Here is a 14,974-nt window from a genome sequence, read left to right on the forward strand (position 1 = left end):
GTTTGTAAATTGTTTAGCAAAAACAACCGCTTGTAGATTAACTCGAAAGCCGTTTTGCTTCGATAACATCATCTAATTGAGCGATGCGAGCCAATAATTTATTCAAAATTTCAACGTTGTTCAGCTGAATTTCCATATCGATGGTGGCAAGGCTGCGTTTCACATCGGTTCGGCTGGAAACGCCTAGCACGTTTACTTTTTCATTTGCCATAATCGCACTAACATCACGCAGTAAGCCGTTGCGATCATTGGCAATCACTCGAATGGTTAAGCTTAAACCAGAGGTATAGCCTTCGCCCCAATCCGCCTCCACAACTCGTTCTGGGTTGAGACTTTGTAATTCAAACAGTTGCTCACAATCTGCACGGTGAATCGAAATTCCTCTGCCTTGTGTGATATAACCCACAATTTCATCACCTGGAATCGGCTGGCAGCAACGGGCAATGGAATGCATTAAGTTCCCTACGCCTTCTACAATCACATAGCCTTTGCTTGGCTTCGGCTGATTGGTGTTTTTATTCACCTGTTTAAGTACCGCTTCGTCTTCTTGTTCGGCGGTCGGTTTAATTAATTTTGATTGCAAGAAGTGCATTAACTGATGAAGACGAATATCGCCACCGCCAATACCGGCATAGAGATCATCAAACTGTTTTAAGTTATAGCGAGGCAATGCGTATTCTTCAATTTGCTTGAGCGTAAAACCGAATTTTTCCATTTCGGCTTCAAGGGCCTCTTTGCCGATTGGAATATTTTTCTCTCGGTCTAATTTTTTAAACCACGCAATAATTTTTGAGCGAGCTTTGCCTGTATTCACAAAACCGGTATTCGGATTGAGCCAATCTCGGCTTGGGTTCGGCTCTTTTTGGGTGATAATTTCAACCTGATCGCCCATTTGCAGATGATAAGTGAATGGCACAATCCGCCCTGCCACTTTTGCTCCAATGCAACGATGCCCGATTTCACTATGAATTGCATAAGCAAAATCAAGAGGTGTAGCTTTTTGCGGTAAATCGATCACCTCACCTCTTGGGGTAAAGACATAAACACGATCATCAAAAATTTGCGAACGCATTTCTGCCACCATATCGCCCGAATCGGCAAGATCGTTTTGCCACTCAAGCAATTTGCGTAACCACACAATTTTTTCTTCGTAGCCCGAACGCCCTGCGGTTGCACCCTCTTTATATTTCCAGTGAGCGGCTACGCCTAGCTCCGCATCATCGTGCATTTGCTGGGTACGAATTTGCACTTCAATCGTTTTTTCACCTTCGCCTAATACAACTGTATGAATAGACTGATAACCGTTAGGTTTTGGGTTAGCAATATAATCATCGAAATGTTCCGGCAAATGGGTATATTTGGTGTGAATAATGCCTAATGCCGTGTAGCAATCTTCTAACGTTGGCACTATTACTCGCACTGCCCGAATATCGAAAAGCTGATTAAATCTCAACCGTTTTTTCTGCATTTTCTTCCAAATGCTGTAGATATGTTTCGGGCGTCCATAAATCTGCACATTCTTGATTTCAGGACTTAAACAAGAGGTCAGATCTGCTACAAAATTTGCAATATAACGCTCACGATCCACACGGCGTTCGCCCAATTCAAATTTAGCAATTTGAGTGTAAGAGACAGGGTGTAAAATGCGGAAACAGTAATCTTCCAGCTCCCATTTGAGCTGCCCGATCCCCAATCGATTGGCAAGCGGGGCATAAACGTGAGAACATTCTTTAGCGGCGAGAACGGTATCTTCTTCGGAATGGTGGTTACTATCACGCAGGTAGGCAATTCGCTCGGCAAGTTTAATCACTACACAGCGGAAATCGTCCACCATCGCCAACAACATGCGACGGATATTGTCGATTTGCAGATCCGACACATTATTGGCACTAAGCTGGCGGATATTCTCCATTTCGAGTACGCCTTTAACTAAGTTTTTGATGTCGTTACTGAAATCTTCTTTTAATTGCACCAAGTCGATCACATTGTGTTTTACCAGAGGAAAAAGCATTGCGGCAACTAAGCTGTCATCGTCCATATTCAAGCCGTGCAATACTTCAACCATCTCAATGCCATACCACATCAGACTATAGTCGGTATCCAGTTTTTCCTGTGCATAACTCCACGCATTTTGAATCTGCTCAAAAGTCACAGGAGACATATTCAGGCTTGCACACCAACTCGACAACTCAAAATTATTCGGATCAAGTTGATGGGAATAACGAATCGCTACCATAAGGCCTCCTTGTAAATTTTTGTGGAAATCAGACCGCTTGTTATCGCTTAAAATGGAGTTTTATTATACGTTGAAATTCAGAAAAAATTTACCCCTAATCGAAAATTTAATCCAAGTTGTCTTATCCTCTTTACTCCTTAAGAGGTAGCAACCTTGTGATAAATCAAACCTATCAACACAATCATTTGCACGACTTCACGCTCTTGATTAAAATACTTGCGTTTTTATTTTGATCTTTATTTTTGTGGGTAGCAATGACAATTTTAGCATTAGGAATCAACCATAAAACCGCCTCTGTGGGTTTAAGAGAGAAAGTGGCGTTTGTAGATGACAAACGTAAACTGGCTCTTGAACAAATCCAAACGAGCGGATTGGCTGAAAGCGTGGTCATTCTTTCTACCTGCAACCGCACCGAACTCTATTTCCACCAGCCTAATATTTCTCCCCGTGAAGAGAGCGAGGAAAATATCCAATGGCGTGAGCAATGTTTCCGCTGGTTTGCCCAAATTCATCAACTTGATGAAAACGAGTTGCGTGAATGTTTATATTTTAAACAAAATTTAGACGCCGCTAACCACTTAATGAAAGTGGCAAGCGGATTAGATTCACTAATTTTAGGCGAACCACAAATTTTAGGGCAGGTCAAACAAGCCTATCAATATAGCGAAGATTTCTACCAACATCAGCAAAAAGCGATGTCCACAAAGCTGTCACGCTTGTTCCAACGCACCTTTGCCACCGCCAAACGAGTACGTTCCGAAACCGAAATCGGCAGCCAAGCGGTGTCGGTTGCTTATGCTGCTTGCGGTTTAGCCCGTCAAATTTTCGATAATTTTGGCAAGTTACGCTTTTTGCTGGTAGGGGCAGGCGAAACCATTGAATTAGTCGCCCGCTATTTAATTCAACACGGGGCGAAAAATATAATGTTGGCAAATCGCACCCATATTCGGGCGGAAATGTTGGCGGAAAAACTAAACGCTCCAATGCAAATTCTGTCATTAAGTGCCTTACAGCTTGGCTTAAACCAAGCTGATGTGGTTATTAGCTCCACCGGTAGCCCTGATACGCTAATTAGCAAAGAAATGGTGGAAATTGCACAAAAACAACGCCAATTTGACCCACTTTTGCTGATTGATATTGCCGTCCCTCGTGATATTGATGAAAAAGCCGGCGATTTAGATGGCGTTTATTCTTATAGTGTTGATGATTTACAAAATATTATCCAACGCAATATGGCTCAGCGTGAAGAAGCCGCCAAACAAGCCGCTGAAATTGTCAAAGAGGAAAGCAAAGCGTTTTTTGAATGGTTAAAACAACAGCAGTCTAGCGATTTAATTAAACGCTACCGCCAAGACGCAGAGCAAACACGCCAAGAGTTGTTGGAAAAAGCCCTGCAAGCAATCAGTCAAGGGCAAGACAGCCAAAAAGTGTTGAGCGAGCTAAGCTACAAACTCACCAACCAGTTACTACACGCTCCAACCCAAGCGTTACAAGCAATGGCAAAAAGTGGCAACTCCACCGGCTTGCAAAGTTTTTCAAGAGCATTACGGCTAGAAGAATGATTCTCAGCACATTCTTTTAGGCATATTTGCAAAAAATTGAACATTTTTAACCGCTTGCGGACGCACGCCGTGCGTTCCTCCCCGTGTTCCCGATCTTCTTCTAATTTCAACTTCCCCAAATTTCCGCTATAATAAGCCAATTTTTGCAACGATTTTGCAAATAACTGGATATAGAGGATACAAAATGACTCCTGTTGTTGCCCTAGTGGGCAGACCTAATGTCGGCAAATCGACTTTATTTAACCGTTTAACTCGCACCCGAGATGCCTTAGTGGCAGATTTTCCCGGCTTAACCCGAGATCGTAAATATGGCCACGCTAATATTGCAGGCTACGATTTCATCGTAATCGACACCGGTGGTATTGATGGCACTGAAGAAGGCGTAGAAGAAAAAATGGCAGAACAATCGTTATTGGCGATTGAAGAAGCCGATGTAGTGCTTTTCTTGGTTGATGCCCGAGCCGGATTATTACCTGCCGATGTCGGCATTGCTCAATATTTACGCCAACGTGAAAAAACGACGGTGGTGGTTGCCAATAAAACCGATGGTATTGATGCCGACTCTCACTGTGCCGAATTCTATCAATTAGGCTTAGGCGAAGTAGAACAAATTGCCGCTGCACAAGGGCGTGGAGTTACACAGCTTATCGAGCAAGTGTTAGCTCCGTTAGGAGAACAGCTAAATGCTGAGCAATTTAACGAAGAACAAGCGGGCGAAAATGCTGAAAATGTTGCAAATGAAGAAACCGATGAATGGGATACCGAATTCGACTTTGAGAGCGAAGAAGATGCGGCATTATTAGATGAAGTCTTGGCAGAAGAGGCAGAAGAGTCGATTGAAGATAAAAATATCAAAATTGCGATTGTCGGTCGTCCGAATGTCGGTAAATCAACGCTGACCAACCGCATTTTAGGCGAAGAGCGTGTGGTAGTTTATGATATGCCGGGAACAACCCGTGATTCTATCTATATTCCAATGGAGCGTGACGGTCAGCAATATACCATTATTGATACCGCCGGCGTGCGTAAGCGTGGCAAAGTGAATTTAGCGGTTGAGAAATTCTCGGTAATTAAAACCTTGCAAGCCATTCAAGATGCAAACGTGGTGCTATTAACTATTGATGCCCGAGAAGGTATTTCCGATCAGGATTTATCACTACTCGGCTTTATTCTAAATGCTGGTCGTTCATTAGTAATTGTAGTGAACAAATGGGACGGCTTATCGCAAGATATTAAAGATCAAGTGAAATCGGAGTTAGATCGCCGTTTAGATTTTATTGATTTTGCCAGAGTGCATTTTATCTCGGCATTGCACGGCTCAGGCGTGGGGAATTTGTTTGATTCGGTAAAAGAAGCCTACGCTTGTGCAACGCAAAAAACCTCGACCTCAATGCTGACTCGCATTTTGCGTATGGCTGCTGATGAACACCAACCACCATTGGTTAATGGTCGCCGAGTGAAATTAAAATATGCTCACCCGGGTGGCTACAACCCACCAATTATTGTGATTCACGGCAATCAGGTTGAAAAATTAGCGGATTCTTACAAACGTTATTTAAGTAATTATTTCCGTAAAAGTTTAAAAATTATCGGCTCCCCAATTCGGATTTTATTCCAAGAAGGCAATAACCCGTTTGCCGGTAAGAAAAACAAACTAACGCCAAGCCAATTACGCAAACGTAAACGTTTGATGAAGTTTATTAAGAAAAGTAAGAAATAATATCTAACGATAGCGCAAGCGTCCACGCTTGTGCTAAAACTAATAATGGCACAAGCGTGGACGCTTGCGCCATCATTTAACAGAGAATATTAACTATGATGATGCAATACTCTCCAAAATTTAATAATGCTAAAGTGCTGGTGCTTGGCGATGTAATGTTAGACCGTTACTGGTTCGGGGCAACCAATCGAATTTCGCCTGAAGCCCCTGTGCCGGTGGTTAAAGTACAAGATATTGAAGAGCGTGCCGGCGGTGCGGCAAACGTGGCGATGAACATCGCCAGTCTTGGCGTACCGGTAACATTACACGGCTTAATTGGCGATGATGATGCCGGGCGTGCTTTAGATAAATTACTTAATTCCCACCAGATCCAAAATCATTGTGTGGCAATTAATTCGCACCCAACCATCACAAAATTGCGGATTCTTTCCCGCCATCAGCAATTATTGAGGTTAGATTTTGAAGAGGGCTTTCACAATGTAGATTCTACCGCCCTACTTGCAAAACTTTCGCAAGAAATTACCGCTTATGGAGCATTAATTCTCTCGGATTACGGCAAAGGCACGTTGGAATCGGTGCAACAAATGATCCAAATTGCTCGCAATGCTAACGTGCCGGTGCTGATCGACCCGAAAGGCACAGACTTTGAACGCTATCGTGGGGCAACATTGCTTACACCAAATATGTCGGAATTTGAAGCGGTGGTTGGGCATTGTAAAGATGAGGATGAGATTGTCAGCAAAGGGTTAAAACTGATTGCCGACTATGATTTATCTGCGTTATTAGTCACCCGTTCGGAAAAAGGAATGACCTTACTTCGCCCGAACCACGAGCCTTATCATCTGCCGACCCAAGCCAAAGAGGTTTATGATGTAACCGGTGCCGGCGATACCGTAATCAGTGTATTAGCCACTGCGATTGCTGATGGCAGAGTCTATGAAGAAGCCTGCTATTTAGCCAATGCTGCCGCCGGTGTAGTCGTAGGTAAATTAGGGACTTCAACCGTCAGCCCGGTTGAGCTGGAAAATGCGATTCACCAACGCACTGCCACCGGTTTTGGCGTGGTTTCTGAAGCCGAATTAAAAGCGATTGTGGAAGAAGCGAAAAAACGTGGCGAAAAAATCGTGATGACGAACGGTTGCTTTGATATCCTCCACCCGGGTCACGTTTCCTATTTGGAAAACGCCCGTAAATTAGGCGACCGATTAATTGTAGCCGTCAATACCGATGCTTCGGTAAAACGCCTAAAAGGCGAAGCTCGCCCGATTAATGATTTAGCTGCCCGTATGGCAGTTTTAGCTGGTTTAGCCTCTGTAGATTGGGTTGTGCCTTTTGATGAAGATACACCACAACGTTTAATCAGTGAAATCCTACCTGATTTATTGGTAAAAGGGGGCGATTACAAGCCGGAAGAGATTGCCGGCAGCCAAGAAGTATGGGCAAACGGCGGCGATGTGCGAGTATTGAACTTTGAAAACGGCTGTTCTACCACTAATGTGATCAAGAAAATTCAAGCGCTATAATGGTAATATAGAGAATGGCGAGAGAAAAAATCATTATTGATACCGAGCAATTTCAGCGCACAATATCTCGTATTTCACATCAAATTATTGAAAAACACGGTGATTTGCAAGATGTAGTGATTGTCGGCATCAAACGTCGAGGAGCTGAAATTGCCGAGTTAATCCAAAAACGCATTGAAGATTTAGCTCAAACACGCTTGCCTTATATGGCGTTAGATATTACGTTCTACCGTGATGACCTAGACTTAATTTATCAAGACCCCGTATTTATGGGAGCAGATAATCAGCTAAATCTGAACGGTAAAAAAGTGATTTTGGTTGATGATGTTCTGTTTACCGGCAGAACCATTCGGGCTGCACTTGATGCACTATTAGATTTTGGCAGAGCTGCCAGAATTGAACTGGTGATTTTTGTCGATAGAGGTCATCGGGAATTGCCGATTCGAGCCGATTATGTCGGAAAAAATATTCCAACGGCTAAAAACGAGCAAATTCAGGTGCAAACGCTCTCGTATGATGGGATTAACCAAGTGGTCTTAGTTCCTGCTGCCAATAAAGAAAGTGCTTAAATTAAGTGAACCTTTTCGCTAAACTTATCTCTAAGGAAAAGTTACTGCTTAATTACCTCCATTAGGATTGTTATAAAAATGAAATTAGTCAAATCATTATTTGCTGTTGCCGTTGCAACAATGAGTCTTACCCAAACCGCCCACGCATTTGAAGAAAGAGTGGTGGCGTTAGTGAATGATACCCCTATTATGCAAAGCCAGGTTCAACGTGTGCTTGGCAAGAAAAAGGCGACAGAAACTGCTCAACGCGCGGCTATTGATCAAGTGATTGATGATATGTTGGTGCAACAGGCAATGAAAGAAGCCGGCGTTAAAGTCAGCCCAGCTGCGGTAAACCAAGCGGTTGAAAATGTGGCAATTCAAAACGGTATTACTTACGGTCAGTTATTAGATGCGTTAGATTATCAAGGCATTACGCTGGAGCAATTCAAACGTAATATTGCTCAACAAATGGCAATGGAGCAGGTTCGCCACATCAGTATCAGCAAATCTATTCAGGTTGCGCCACAGCAAGTGCAAGCTCTCGCAAAAGATTTAATGGCGAAAGATAAAGCAGCGGGCAAATTGAAAACCGTTTCTGGCAAAGAGCATCGCATTAGTCATATTTTGCTCAAAACCAACCCGATTTTAAATGATGCTCAAGCCAAAGCAAAACTTAGCAGCTTAACTACTGATATTAACTCAGGCAAAATCAGCTTTGAAGAAGCGGCAAAAACCCATTCTGTTGATTATGCCTCAGGGGCAGACGGTGGAGATTTAGGTTTTAACTTCTTAGAAATTTACGATCCGGCATTTGCGAATGTTGCATCAAAAATCAAACCAAACCAAATTTCTGCTCCGTTTAAATCGCAATTTGGTTGGCATATTTTGAAAGTCACCGACACTCGTAACGGAGACAGAACCGAAGATGCTTACCACCAACGTGCTTATCAGCAACTGGTGAACAAGCAAGCCGAAGAAGCCTCTAAAGATTGGGTAAAAGCCCTTAGAAAAACCGCCAATATTCAATATGTCGGTCAATAATTAAAATCTTCAAGAACCTCGCATATGCGGGGTTCTTTTCTTATTTCAAAAAGGATAACTTTAAAAAGGATAACAATGAGTTCCACAAATTCCAAAAAACATTTAGGTCATACCGCTCGTAAGCGTTTCGGGCAAAACTTTTTGCACGATATGAACATTATTCACAGCATAGTTTCAGCCATTAACCCGAAAAACGGACAATTTTTATTAGAAATCGGTCCGGGTTTAGGAGCATTAACCGAGCCGGTTGCCGAATTGGTAGATAAACTCACGGTGGTTGAAATTGACCGTGATTTAGCAGAGCGTTTACGCCACCACCCGTTTTTAAACCAAAAACTCACCATTATTGAGCAAGATGCCCTACGCTTTAATTTCCGTGACTATTTTAACCAACTCAACTTAGACGAAGACTCGGTGCGTGTGTTTGGTAACTTACCTTACAACATTTCTACGCCCTTGATATTCCACCTGCTGACCTTTCACGACTTAATTCAAGATATGCACTTTATGTTGCAAAAAGAGGTGGTGAAACGTTTATGTGCCGCGCCAAACAGTAAAGCATACGGGCGTTTAACCATTATGGCTCAATACTATTGCCAAGTAATTCCGGTGCTGGAAGTGCCGCCAACCGCCTTTAAACCAGCACCCAAAGTGGATTCTGCGGTGGTTCGTTTAGTGCCTTATAACCAACTGCCTTATCCGGCAAAAGATGTGTATTGGCTCAATCGGGTCACAACCCAAGCCTTTAACCAACGCCGTAAAACCTTACGCAATGCTCTTTCAACCCTGTTTAGTGCGGAGCAACTAGAAGCCTTAGGCGTTGATTTAACCGCCCGAGCGGAAAACCTTACCATTGCCGATTATGTGCGTTTGGCTAACTGGCTACACGACAACCCGCCGACAATTGATACAACCGAAGAATTGGTTGATGAAGATTGCTAATCAATAAATTACAAGCGATCATTTTTCTACCAAGATTTGCAAATCTTTAGTGAAAAATGACCGCTTGTTTAAATCAGCTTTACTTGTTTTGCTGTTACTTAGTTTTGATGTTACTTGGTGCCGAAAATTTTATCCCCTGCATCGCCTAAGCCTGGAATGATATAGCCGTTTTCGTTTAAGTGACTATCGATTGAGGCGGTGTAGAGTTCAACATCAGGGTGAGCAGCTTCTAATACTTTAATCCCCTCTGGAGCGGCAACTAACACTAGCACTTTAATCTGCTTACAGCCTGATTTTTTCAGGAGGTCAATGGTTGCTACCATTGAGCCACCGGTTGCAAGCATTGGGTCGGTGATAATGGCTAAACGCTCATCAACATCGTTAGCAAGTTTTGAGAAATACGGCACAGGTTTTAAGGTTTCTTCGTCACGATAAATCCCAACCACGCTAATTCTGGCACTTGGAATATGCTCTAACACACCGTCCATCATACCTAAGCCAGCACGCAGAATCGGCACAACAGTCACTTTTTTGCCTTTAATTCGCTCAACCGCAATTTTCTCTCCGCTCCAGCCATTGATCTCAACTGTTTCCATTTCCAGATCTTTGGTTGCTTCGTAAGTAAGCAGACTACCAATTTCATTCGCTAGCTCACGGAAATCTTTGGTGCTGATTTCCGCTTCACGCATTAAGCCCAATTTATGCTTTACAAGCGGGTGTTTTACTTCAACAATTTTCATTTTAAGCTCCTTAATTAGGGTAATTTAAGCCTTATTAACCTTTGCTAATTCTTCGTCTCTTAATACTCGGCGAAGAATTTTGCCAACATTACTTTTTGGTAGTTCGTCACGAAATTCGATGTCTCTTGGAATTTTGTAGCCGGTTAAGAATTGACGACAATAGGTTCTCAATTCATCTCGGGTTAAACTTTCATCTTTTTTGGTTACAAAAATTTTAATGCTTTCGCCGGAAGCCTCACTCGGCACACCAATCGCCACTACTTCATTCACTTTTGGGTTTTGGGAAATCACTTCTTCAATTTCGGTTGGGTACACATTAAAACCGGAGACAATAATCATATCTTTTTTACGATCAACAATGCGTAAGTTCAGATCATCCCCCATTACCACAATGTCACCGGTTGCCATCCAACCATCTTGCAGCACTTGTGCCGTTTCATCAGGACGGTTCCAATAGCCTTGCATCACTTGCGGACCTTTAACGACTAATTCTCCTCGTTCGCCCTGTGGCACTTCTTTGCCTTCATCATCCACAATACGAATGTCAGTATTTGGCACCGGCACACCAATAGAGCCGGAATATTCCACCGAATCGCCACGGGTTGCACTAATCAGCGGAGAACATTCTGTCATTCCATAACCTTCGATAATATGTACTCCGGTTAAATCGTGCCAGCGTTTTGCCACGCTAGATTGGATCGCTGCACCGCCACCTACACTTAATTTTAGGTGTGAAAAATCAACCTCTTTAAAACTTTCGTGATTAAGTAATGCATTAAACAATGTATTTACCCCAGTAATCACTGAAACTTTGTACTTTTTTAATTCTTTAATAAAGCCTGGAATATCGCGCGGATTAGTAATTAATAATCCGGTAAGTCCTAATTCGATAAAGAGCAAGCAATTCATCGAAAGTGCTAAGACGTGATACAGCGGTAAAGGTACCAATCCAATCATATTGGCAGAATTACCCAACAATGGCTCAACAATCCATTTTGCCTGCATCATATTAGCAATTAAGTTTTGATGAGTCAGCATTGCCCCTTTCGCTACACCTGTAGTACCGCCAGTGTATTGTAAAAAGGCGAGATCTTGGCTGACAATATTCGGTTTTACATATTGACGCTGTTTGCCAATGCTTAAGGCTTCACGGAAGCTGACCGCATGTGGCAATTTATATTTCGGCACTAATTTTTTGATGTATTTCACCACAAAATTGACTAAGGTGCGTTTGCCGAATGAAAGTTGGTCGCCCATTCGGGTCAAAATAACGTGCTTAATCTCAGTATTAAAGACAATTTTTTCTAAGGTAGCCGCGAAGTTCGAAACAATCACAATCGCTTTCGCACCACTATCATTTAATTGATGTTCTAATTCACGTGGCGTATAAAGCGGATTGACATTCACTACTACAAGCCCGGCACGTAATGCGCCAAATAAAGCGATCGGATATTGCAATAAATTCGGCATCATCAATGCGATTCGATCACCTTTTTTCAGGCGTAATTCATTTTGCAAATAGGCTGCAAAAGAACGGCTACGCTCCTCCAATTTGCGGAAAGTCAAAACTTGCCCCATATTGATGTAAGCAGGAATATCGGGGTGGCGGTTTATCGCTGTTTCAAACATTTCCACTAACGATTCATATTGATCTGTTTCAATCGTTTTTGGTGAATAAGGCGGATAATTATTTAGCCATATTTTTTCCATTATAGTCTCCTAAAACCTTACCTAAAAAGATAGGTGAAAAATTTGCTTGTTTGCTGTGTTTATGAATCAATTTTCTTACAGCCCAGAATGTTATACCTGTTGAAAGCAACATTATAAATAAAACAATAAGCTCATTTGCAAAAAATTGCGAAAATCCGACCGCTGTCATCACAAGAACCAGCAGAGGAATGCCATAAATTAAAAAGACACTTTTGAGCAAGATATTTTCAGCTAAGCCGAGTTGAACCTTATCACCTACTTTTAAGGGTTCATCTACCGCAATACTAAAACGAGGGGCAATTTTTTCCCCAGCTAATGCCGACAATGCTTTTGTTCCACAAGCAGACTGAGCTGCACAGCCACCACAGCTACTTTTAGCATAACATTGTACAATAGCCACACCATTCTGATATTCTACTACTGTTGCCTGTTCAATCATCATGGCTGAATCCCTTCCTTAAAGTGAATATTTTTCATAATTTGCTTAGCAGATTGCAACGGCACATCACCAATAATCACAATATCTTTATCATTAATCGTTTGATTTAAAATCGTTAATTTACCTTGTTGCCAAGCGTACTCATTAAAACTCACACCTTGGCTAGGCATAATATAAATAGTTAATGTAGATAAACCATCACTATATACTCTGCTATCTACATACTCACTTTCCACTTGATATGTCGCACCTGTGACTGTTTGTTGCTGAATTAACCTAAACCCTGTCGGCAACCAATTCACCTGCCAGCCATCAGACTTGGGAAATTCTTCTTTTTTCACTGTCGTTAATGTTGGTAACATTAGTGATTCTATTACATTTGCAATCCTATCCAATTCTGGAGATTGATAAAGTTGCAAAACTCTGAATTCTTCTAATACCAAATTATCCATATTCAAGACTTGGCTTTTAAGTAATAAATGTGTTTCTTCATCAATCCATAGTGTGTAAGCATATCTTAAAGTATCATTTGGCTTCATACGAATTACCTTTGTAATTCGGTCAGAAATACGATCTTTACCAGCATCTAAAAAGGCATAACCTTTTAAATTTGCATAATCTGTGTAAAGTACATTAGGGAGGTTATCTAAAATCTGTGAACTATTTAAACTAAAAGGACGAAAATTATAACCCAAATAGCTGACCTTGTTATTTTTTAAAATAATTTCTTCTCGGCTATGATCTAAATTCAGTAATTGGGCATATTCTTTATTATGGGTAAAAGCATGACGTAAACGGAAAGATTCTGTATCACTTCCCTGTTGAAGAATATAAACTAATTCATAAGTGGATTTTTTATGTGCTTCTGACATAGCCGTTAAATATGCTAATGGTGTTTTAATAGTTGATTCTGCCCAAGCAAATGTATAACAGGCAGAAATAACCCAAAACAACAATAAGTATTTTTTTATCTTAAAAAGCATATTTATTCTCAAGCCAAATTAACTTAGGTTATTTTAGCAAAAAATTTTCACTATTTCGCTACTTGTTGGTTATTTCTTATTTTTTCGCTACATTTACATACAAAAAGCCACATAATTATGGATAAATTATGTGGCTTTCAGTAACTTATTTTACCTATTATTTTTGTATATTCGACTCTGATTCTGTATTGGAAGAAGTTTGTGCTTTTTGCTTTTCTTCCTCAGATAAGGTTAGATTTTTAACGTTATTAGTACGGCGTTGTAACTCATGGTTTTCTAATAACGCATTAATCTTACGCTGTTGAAGCTCTAATTGTTCTTCTGTTGGTTGATCTTGAACTGGCGCATTATAACTTACCGCTTCAACTGAATTGCTAAATGGCAATGTTTGTAATACTGGTTGTTGCGTTTGAGCCATTTCATCACTCGCATTCATTGAATTAACCCCTAATACCGCAACTAAGCACACTGAAGCTGCAATACCGGCTTGCATAATTGGAGTTCCCCAACGCTTGAGCTTGAGCAATAAGCCTTTAGGTTTCTCTACATTTGCTTGAGATTCAATTTCTTCATTTTCCAGTAATGCTTCCATTTTAGCAGAGAAATCTGTCCCTAAAATGATCTCATCACCTTGCATCACACTACGAATAGTGTGATAACTTGCCCATTTTTGCTGTAATTCAGGGCTGTTAGTTAATGTTTCTACAAATGCTGTATCAACATTTTGCCCATCCATATAAGCTGAAAGGCGTTCATTTTGTTGAGTGATGCGTTCTTGCATAATTGACTCCAATGATTTAAATCTCTTCTAAAATAATCTTTCTATCTATTGCATAAGTGGCTTGATTTTAGCATCAATCGCTTCCCTTGCTCGGAAAATACGGGAACGTACAGTACCAACCGGACATTCCATCACTTCTGCGATTTCTTCGTAACTTAGCCCTTCCAATTCTCTTAAACGAATGGCGGTTTTAAGCTCATCAGGTAAATTTTCAATCGTATCAAACACGACTTTCTTTAATTCCTCGGATAATATCAAATTCTCTGGCGTATCACTTTCACGAAGTTGCGCGCCTACATCATAACTTTCAGCGTCTTCGGCAAGAATATCTTCTTTTGGCGGTCTTCTGCCTAAAGAGGTTAAATGATTTTTCGCAGTATTCACTGCAATGCGATAAAGCCACGTATAAAAAGCACTTTCGCCACGGAAAGACTCTAAAGAACGATAGGCTTTAATAAAAGATTCTTGCACAATGTCCGGAATATCATCTCTTGCAACATAACGAGTCAGCAAACCGGCTACTCTATTTTGATAACGTACAACAAGTAAATTAAATGCTTTTTTATCACCTTTTTGTGCTTTTTCGACTAATTCTTGGTCGGTGATCTGTTCGCTCAACTGCGGACTCTCCTAAATATAAATATGTCATTTTCCATTGCACACTTTGTTAGTGCGTGCTTTATGACAAAAGTTCAAAAAATTTGAAAAATTGTGTAATTTTTTACATTCCTAGATAAAACCTACTT

The 14,974-nt window shown here is 41.2% G+C and carries 13 protein-coding genes; 6 read left to right on the forward strand and 7 right to left on the reverse strand.

The window, feature by feature from the left end:
* Nucleotides 1–37: 37 nt before the first annotated feature.
* Nucleotides 38–2,236, reverse strand: a complete 2,199-nt coding sequence (gene relA / locus EL242_RS08710; protein WP_126302267.1) for a GTP diphosphokinase — start codon at nucleotides 2,234–2,236, stop codon at nucleotides 38–40.
* A 254-nt stretch (nucleotides 2,237–2,490) separates the two neighbouring features.
* On the opposite strand from relA, the gene hemA reads away from it, so the two are divergent.
* The 6 genes from hemA (at nucleotide 2,491) to rsmA (ending at nucleotide 9,575) form a co-directional block, all read left to right on the forward strand.
* Nucleotides 2,491–3,798, forward strand: a complete 1,308-nt coding sequence (gene hemA / locus EL242_RS08715; RefSeq protein ID WP_126302268.1) for a glutamyl-tRNA reductase — start codon at nucleotides 2,491–2,493, stop codon at nucleotides 3,796–3,798.
* Between the two features lie 184 nt (nucleotides 3,799–3,982).
* Nucleotides 3,983–5,518, forward strand: coding sequence for a ribosome biogenesis GTPase Der (der, locus tag EL242_RS08720; RefSeq protein ID WP_126302269.1), 1,536 nt, complete (start codon nucleotides 3,983–3,985; stop codon nucleotides 5,516–5,518).
* A gap of 95 nt (nucleotides 5,519–5,613) precedes the next feature.
* Complete coding sequence (gene hldE / locus EL242_RS08725; RefSeq protein WP_126302270.1) at nucleotides 5,614–7,041, forward strand: bifunctional D-glycero-beta-D-manno-heptose-7-phosphate kinase/D-glycero-beta-D-manno-heptose 1-phosphate adenylyltransferase HldE; 1,428 nt, start codon at nucleotides 5,614–5,616, stop codon at nucleotides 7,039–7,041.
* 14 nt (nucleotides 7,042–7,055) lie between these two features.
* Complete coding sequence (pyrR, locus tag EL242_RS08730; RefSeq protein ID WP_006250203.1) at nucleotides 7,056–7,610, forward strand: bifunctional pyr operon transcriptional regulator/uracil phosphoribosyltransferase PyrR; 555 nt, start codon at nucleotides 7,056–7,058, stop codon at nucleotides 7,608–7,610.
* A gap of 78 nt (nucleotides 7,611–7,688) precedes the next feature.
* Nucleotides 7,689–8,633: a peptidylprolyl isomerase gene (locus EL242_RS08735; protein WP_232019668.1), complete on the forward strand. Its 945-nt coding sequence runs from the start codon at nucleotides 7,689–7,691 to the stop codon at nucleotides 8,631–8,633.
* Nucleotides 8,634–8,708: 75 nt separating this feature from the next.
* Nucleotides 8,709–9,575: a 16S rRNA (adenine(1518)-N(6)/adenine(1519)-N(6))-dimethyltransferase RsmA gene (rsmA, locus tag EL242_RS08740; RefSeq protein ID WP_126302272.1), complete on the forward strand. Its 867-nt coding sequence runs from the start codon at nucleotides 8,709–8,711 to the stop codon at nucleotides 9,573–9,575.
* A gap of 110 nt (nucleotides 9,576–9,685) precedes the next feature.
* On the opposite strand, the gene upp is transcribed toward rsmA, so the two are convergent.
* The 6 genes from upp to rpoE all read right to left on the reverse strand — a co-directional run bounded on the left by upp (nucleotide 9,686) and on the right by rpoE (nucleotide 14,846).
* Nucleotides 9,686–10,315, reverse strand: coding sequence for a uracil phosphoribosyltransferase (gene upp / locus EL242_RS08745; protein ID WP_126302273.1), 630 nt, complete (start codon nucleotides 10,313–10,315; stop codon nucleotides 9,686–9,688).
* Nucleotides 10,316–10,339: 24 nt separating this feature from the next.
* Nucleotides 10,340–12,025 (reverse strand): long-chain-fatty-acid--CoA ligase FadD, encoded by a 1,686-nt coding sequence (gene fadD / locus EL242_RS08750; RefSeq protein ID WP_126302274.1) that lies wholly within the window; start codon nucleotides 12,023–12,025, stop codon nucleotides 10,340–10,342.
* Nucleotides 12,003–12,467 carry a SoxR reducing system RseC family protein gene (locus tag EL242_RS08755; RefSeq protein WP_126302275.1) on the reverse strand — a complete coding sequence of 155 codons (465 nt, stop codon included), beginning with the start codon at nucleotides 12,465–12,467 and terminating at the stop codon, nucleotides 12,003–12,005. Before EL242_RS08755 ends, fadD begins: the two co-directional genes overlap by 23 nt.
* The gene (locus EL242_RS08760) at nucleotides 12,464–13,447 is read right to left on the reverse strand and encodes a MucB/RseB C-terminal domain-containing protein (RefSeq protein ID WP_126302276.1); all 984 of its coding nucleotides are present in this window, start codon (nucleotides 13,445–13,447) and stop codon (nucleotides 12,464–12,466) included. The genes EL242_RS08755 and EL242_RS08760 overlap by 4 nt, the downstream gene beginning before the upstream one ends.
* Before the next feature lie 157 nt (nucleotides 13,448–13,604).
* Entirely contained in the window at nucleotides 13,605–14,228 is a 624-nt protein-coding gene (locus tag EL242_RS08765) for a sigma-E factor negative regulatory protein (protein WP_126302277.1), read from the reverse strand.
* Nucleotides 14,229–14,273: 45 nt separating this feature from the next.
* On the reverse strand, nucleotides 14,274–14,846 hold the full coding sequence (rpoE, locus tag EL242_RS08770; protein WP_006251084.1) for an RNA polymerase sigma factor RpoE: 573 nt from the start codon (nucleotides 14,844–14,846) through the stop codon (nucleotides 14,274–14,276).
* Between the last annotated feature and the right edge of the window lie 128 nt (nucleotides 14,847–14,974).

Source organism: Mannheimia haemolytica, assembly GCA_900638155.1.
Lineage (GTDB): Bacteria > Pseudomonadota > Gammaproteobacteria > Enterobacterales > Pasteurellaceae > Mannheimia > Mannheimia glucosida.

Bases quoted from the DNA above. Each gene is read 5' to 3' on its own strand.
- relA (WP_126302267.1), bottom strand. From the start codon at position 2,236: ATGGTAGCGATTCGTTATTCCCATCAACTTGATCCGAATAATTTTGAG.
- hemA (WP_126302268.1), top strand. From the start codon at position 2,491: ATGACAATTTTAGCATTAGGAATCAACCATAAAACCGCCTCTGTGGGT.
- der (WP_126302269.1), top strand. From the start codon at position 3,983: ATGACTCCTGTTGTTGCCCTAGTGGGCAGACCTAATGTCGGCAAATCG.
- hldE (WP_126302270.1), top strand. From the start codon at position 5,614: ATGATGATGCAATACTCTCCAAAATTTAATAATGCTAAAGTGCTGGTG.
- pyrR (WP_006250203.1), top strand. From the start codon at position 7,056: ATGGCGAGAGAAAAAATCATTATTGATACCGAGCAATTTCAGCGCACA.
- EL242_RS08735 (WP_232019668.1), top strand. From the start codon at position 7,689: ATGAAATTAGTCAAATCATTATTTGCTGTTGCCGTTGCAACAATGAGT.
- rsmA (WP_126302272.1), top strand. From the start codon at position 8,709: ATGAGTTCCACAAATTCCAAAAAACATTTAGGTCATACCGCTCGTAAG.
- upp (WP_126302273.1), bottom strand. From the start codon at position 10,315: ATGAAAATTGTTGAAGTAAAACACCCGCTTGTAAAGCATAAATTGGGC.
- fadD (WP_126302274.1), bottom strand. From the start codon at position 12,025: ATGGAAAAAATATGGCTAAATAATTATCCGCCTTATTCACCAAAAACG.
- EL242_RS08755 (WP_126302275.1), bottom strand. From the start codon at position 12,467: ATGATGATTGAACAGGCAACAGTAGTAGAATATCAGAATGGTGTGGCT.
- EL242_RS08760 (WP_126302276.1), bottom strand. From the start codon at position 13,447: ATGCTTTTTAAGATAAAAAAATACTTATTGTTGTTTTGGGTTATTTCT.
- EL242_RS08765 (WP_126302277.1), bottom strand. From the start codon at position 14,228: ATGCAAGAACGCATCACTCAACAAAATGAACGCCTTTCAGCTTATATG.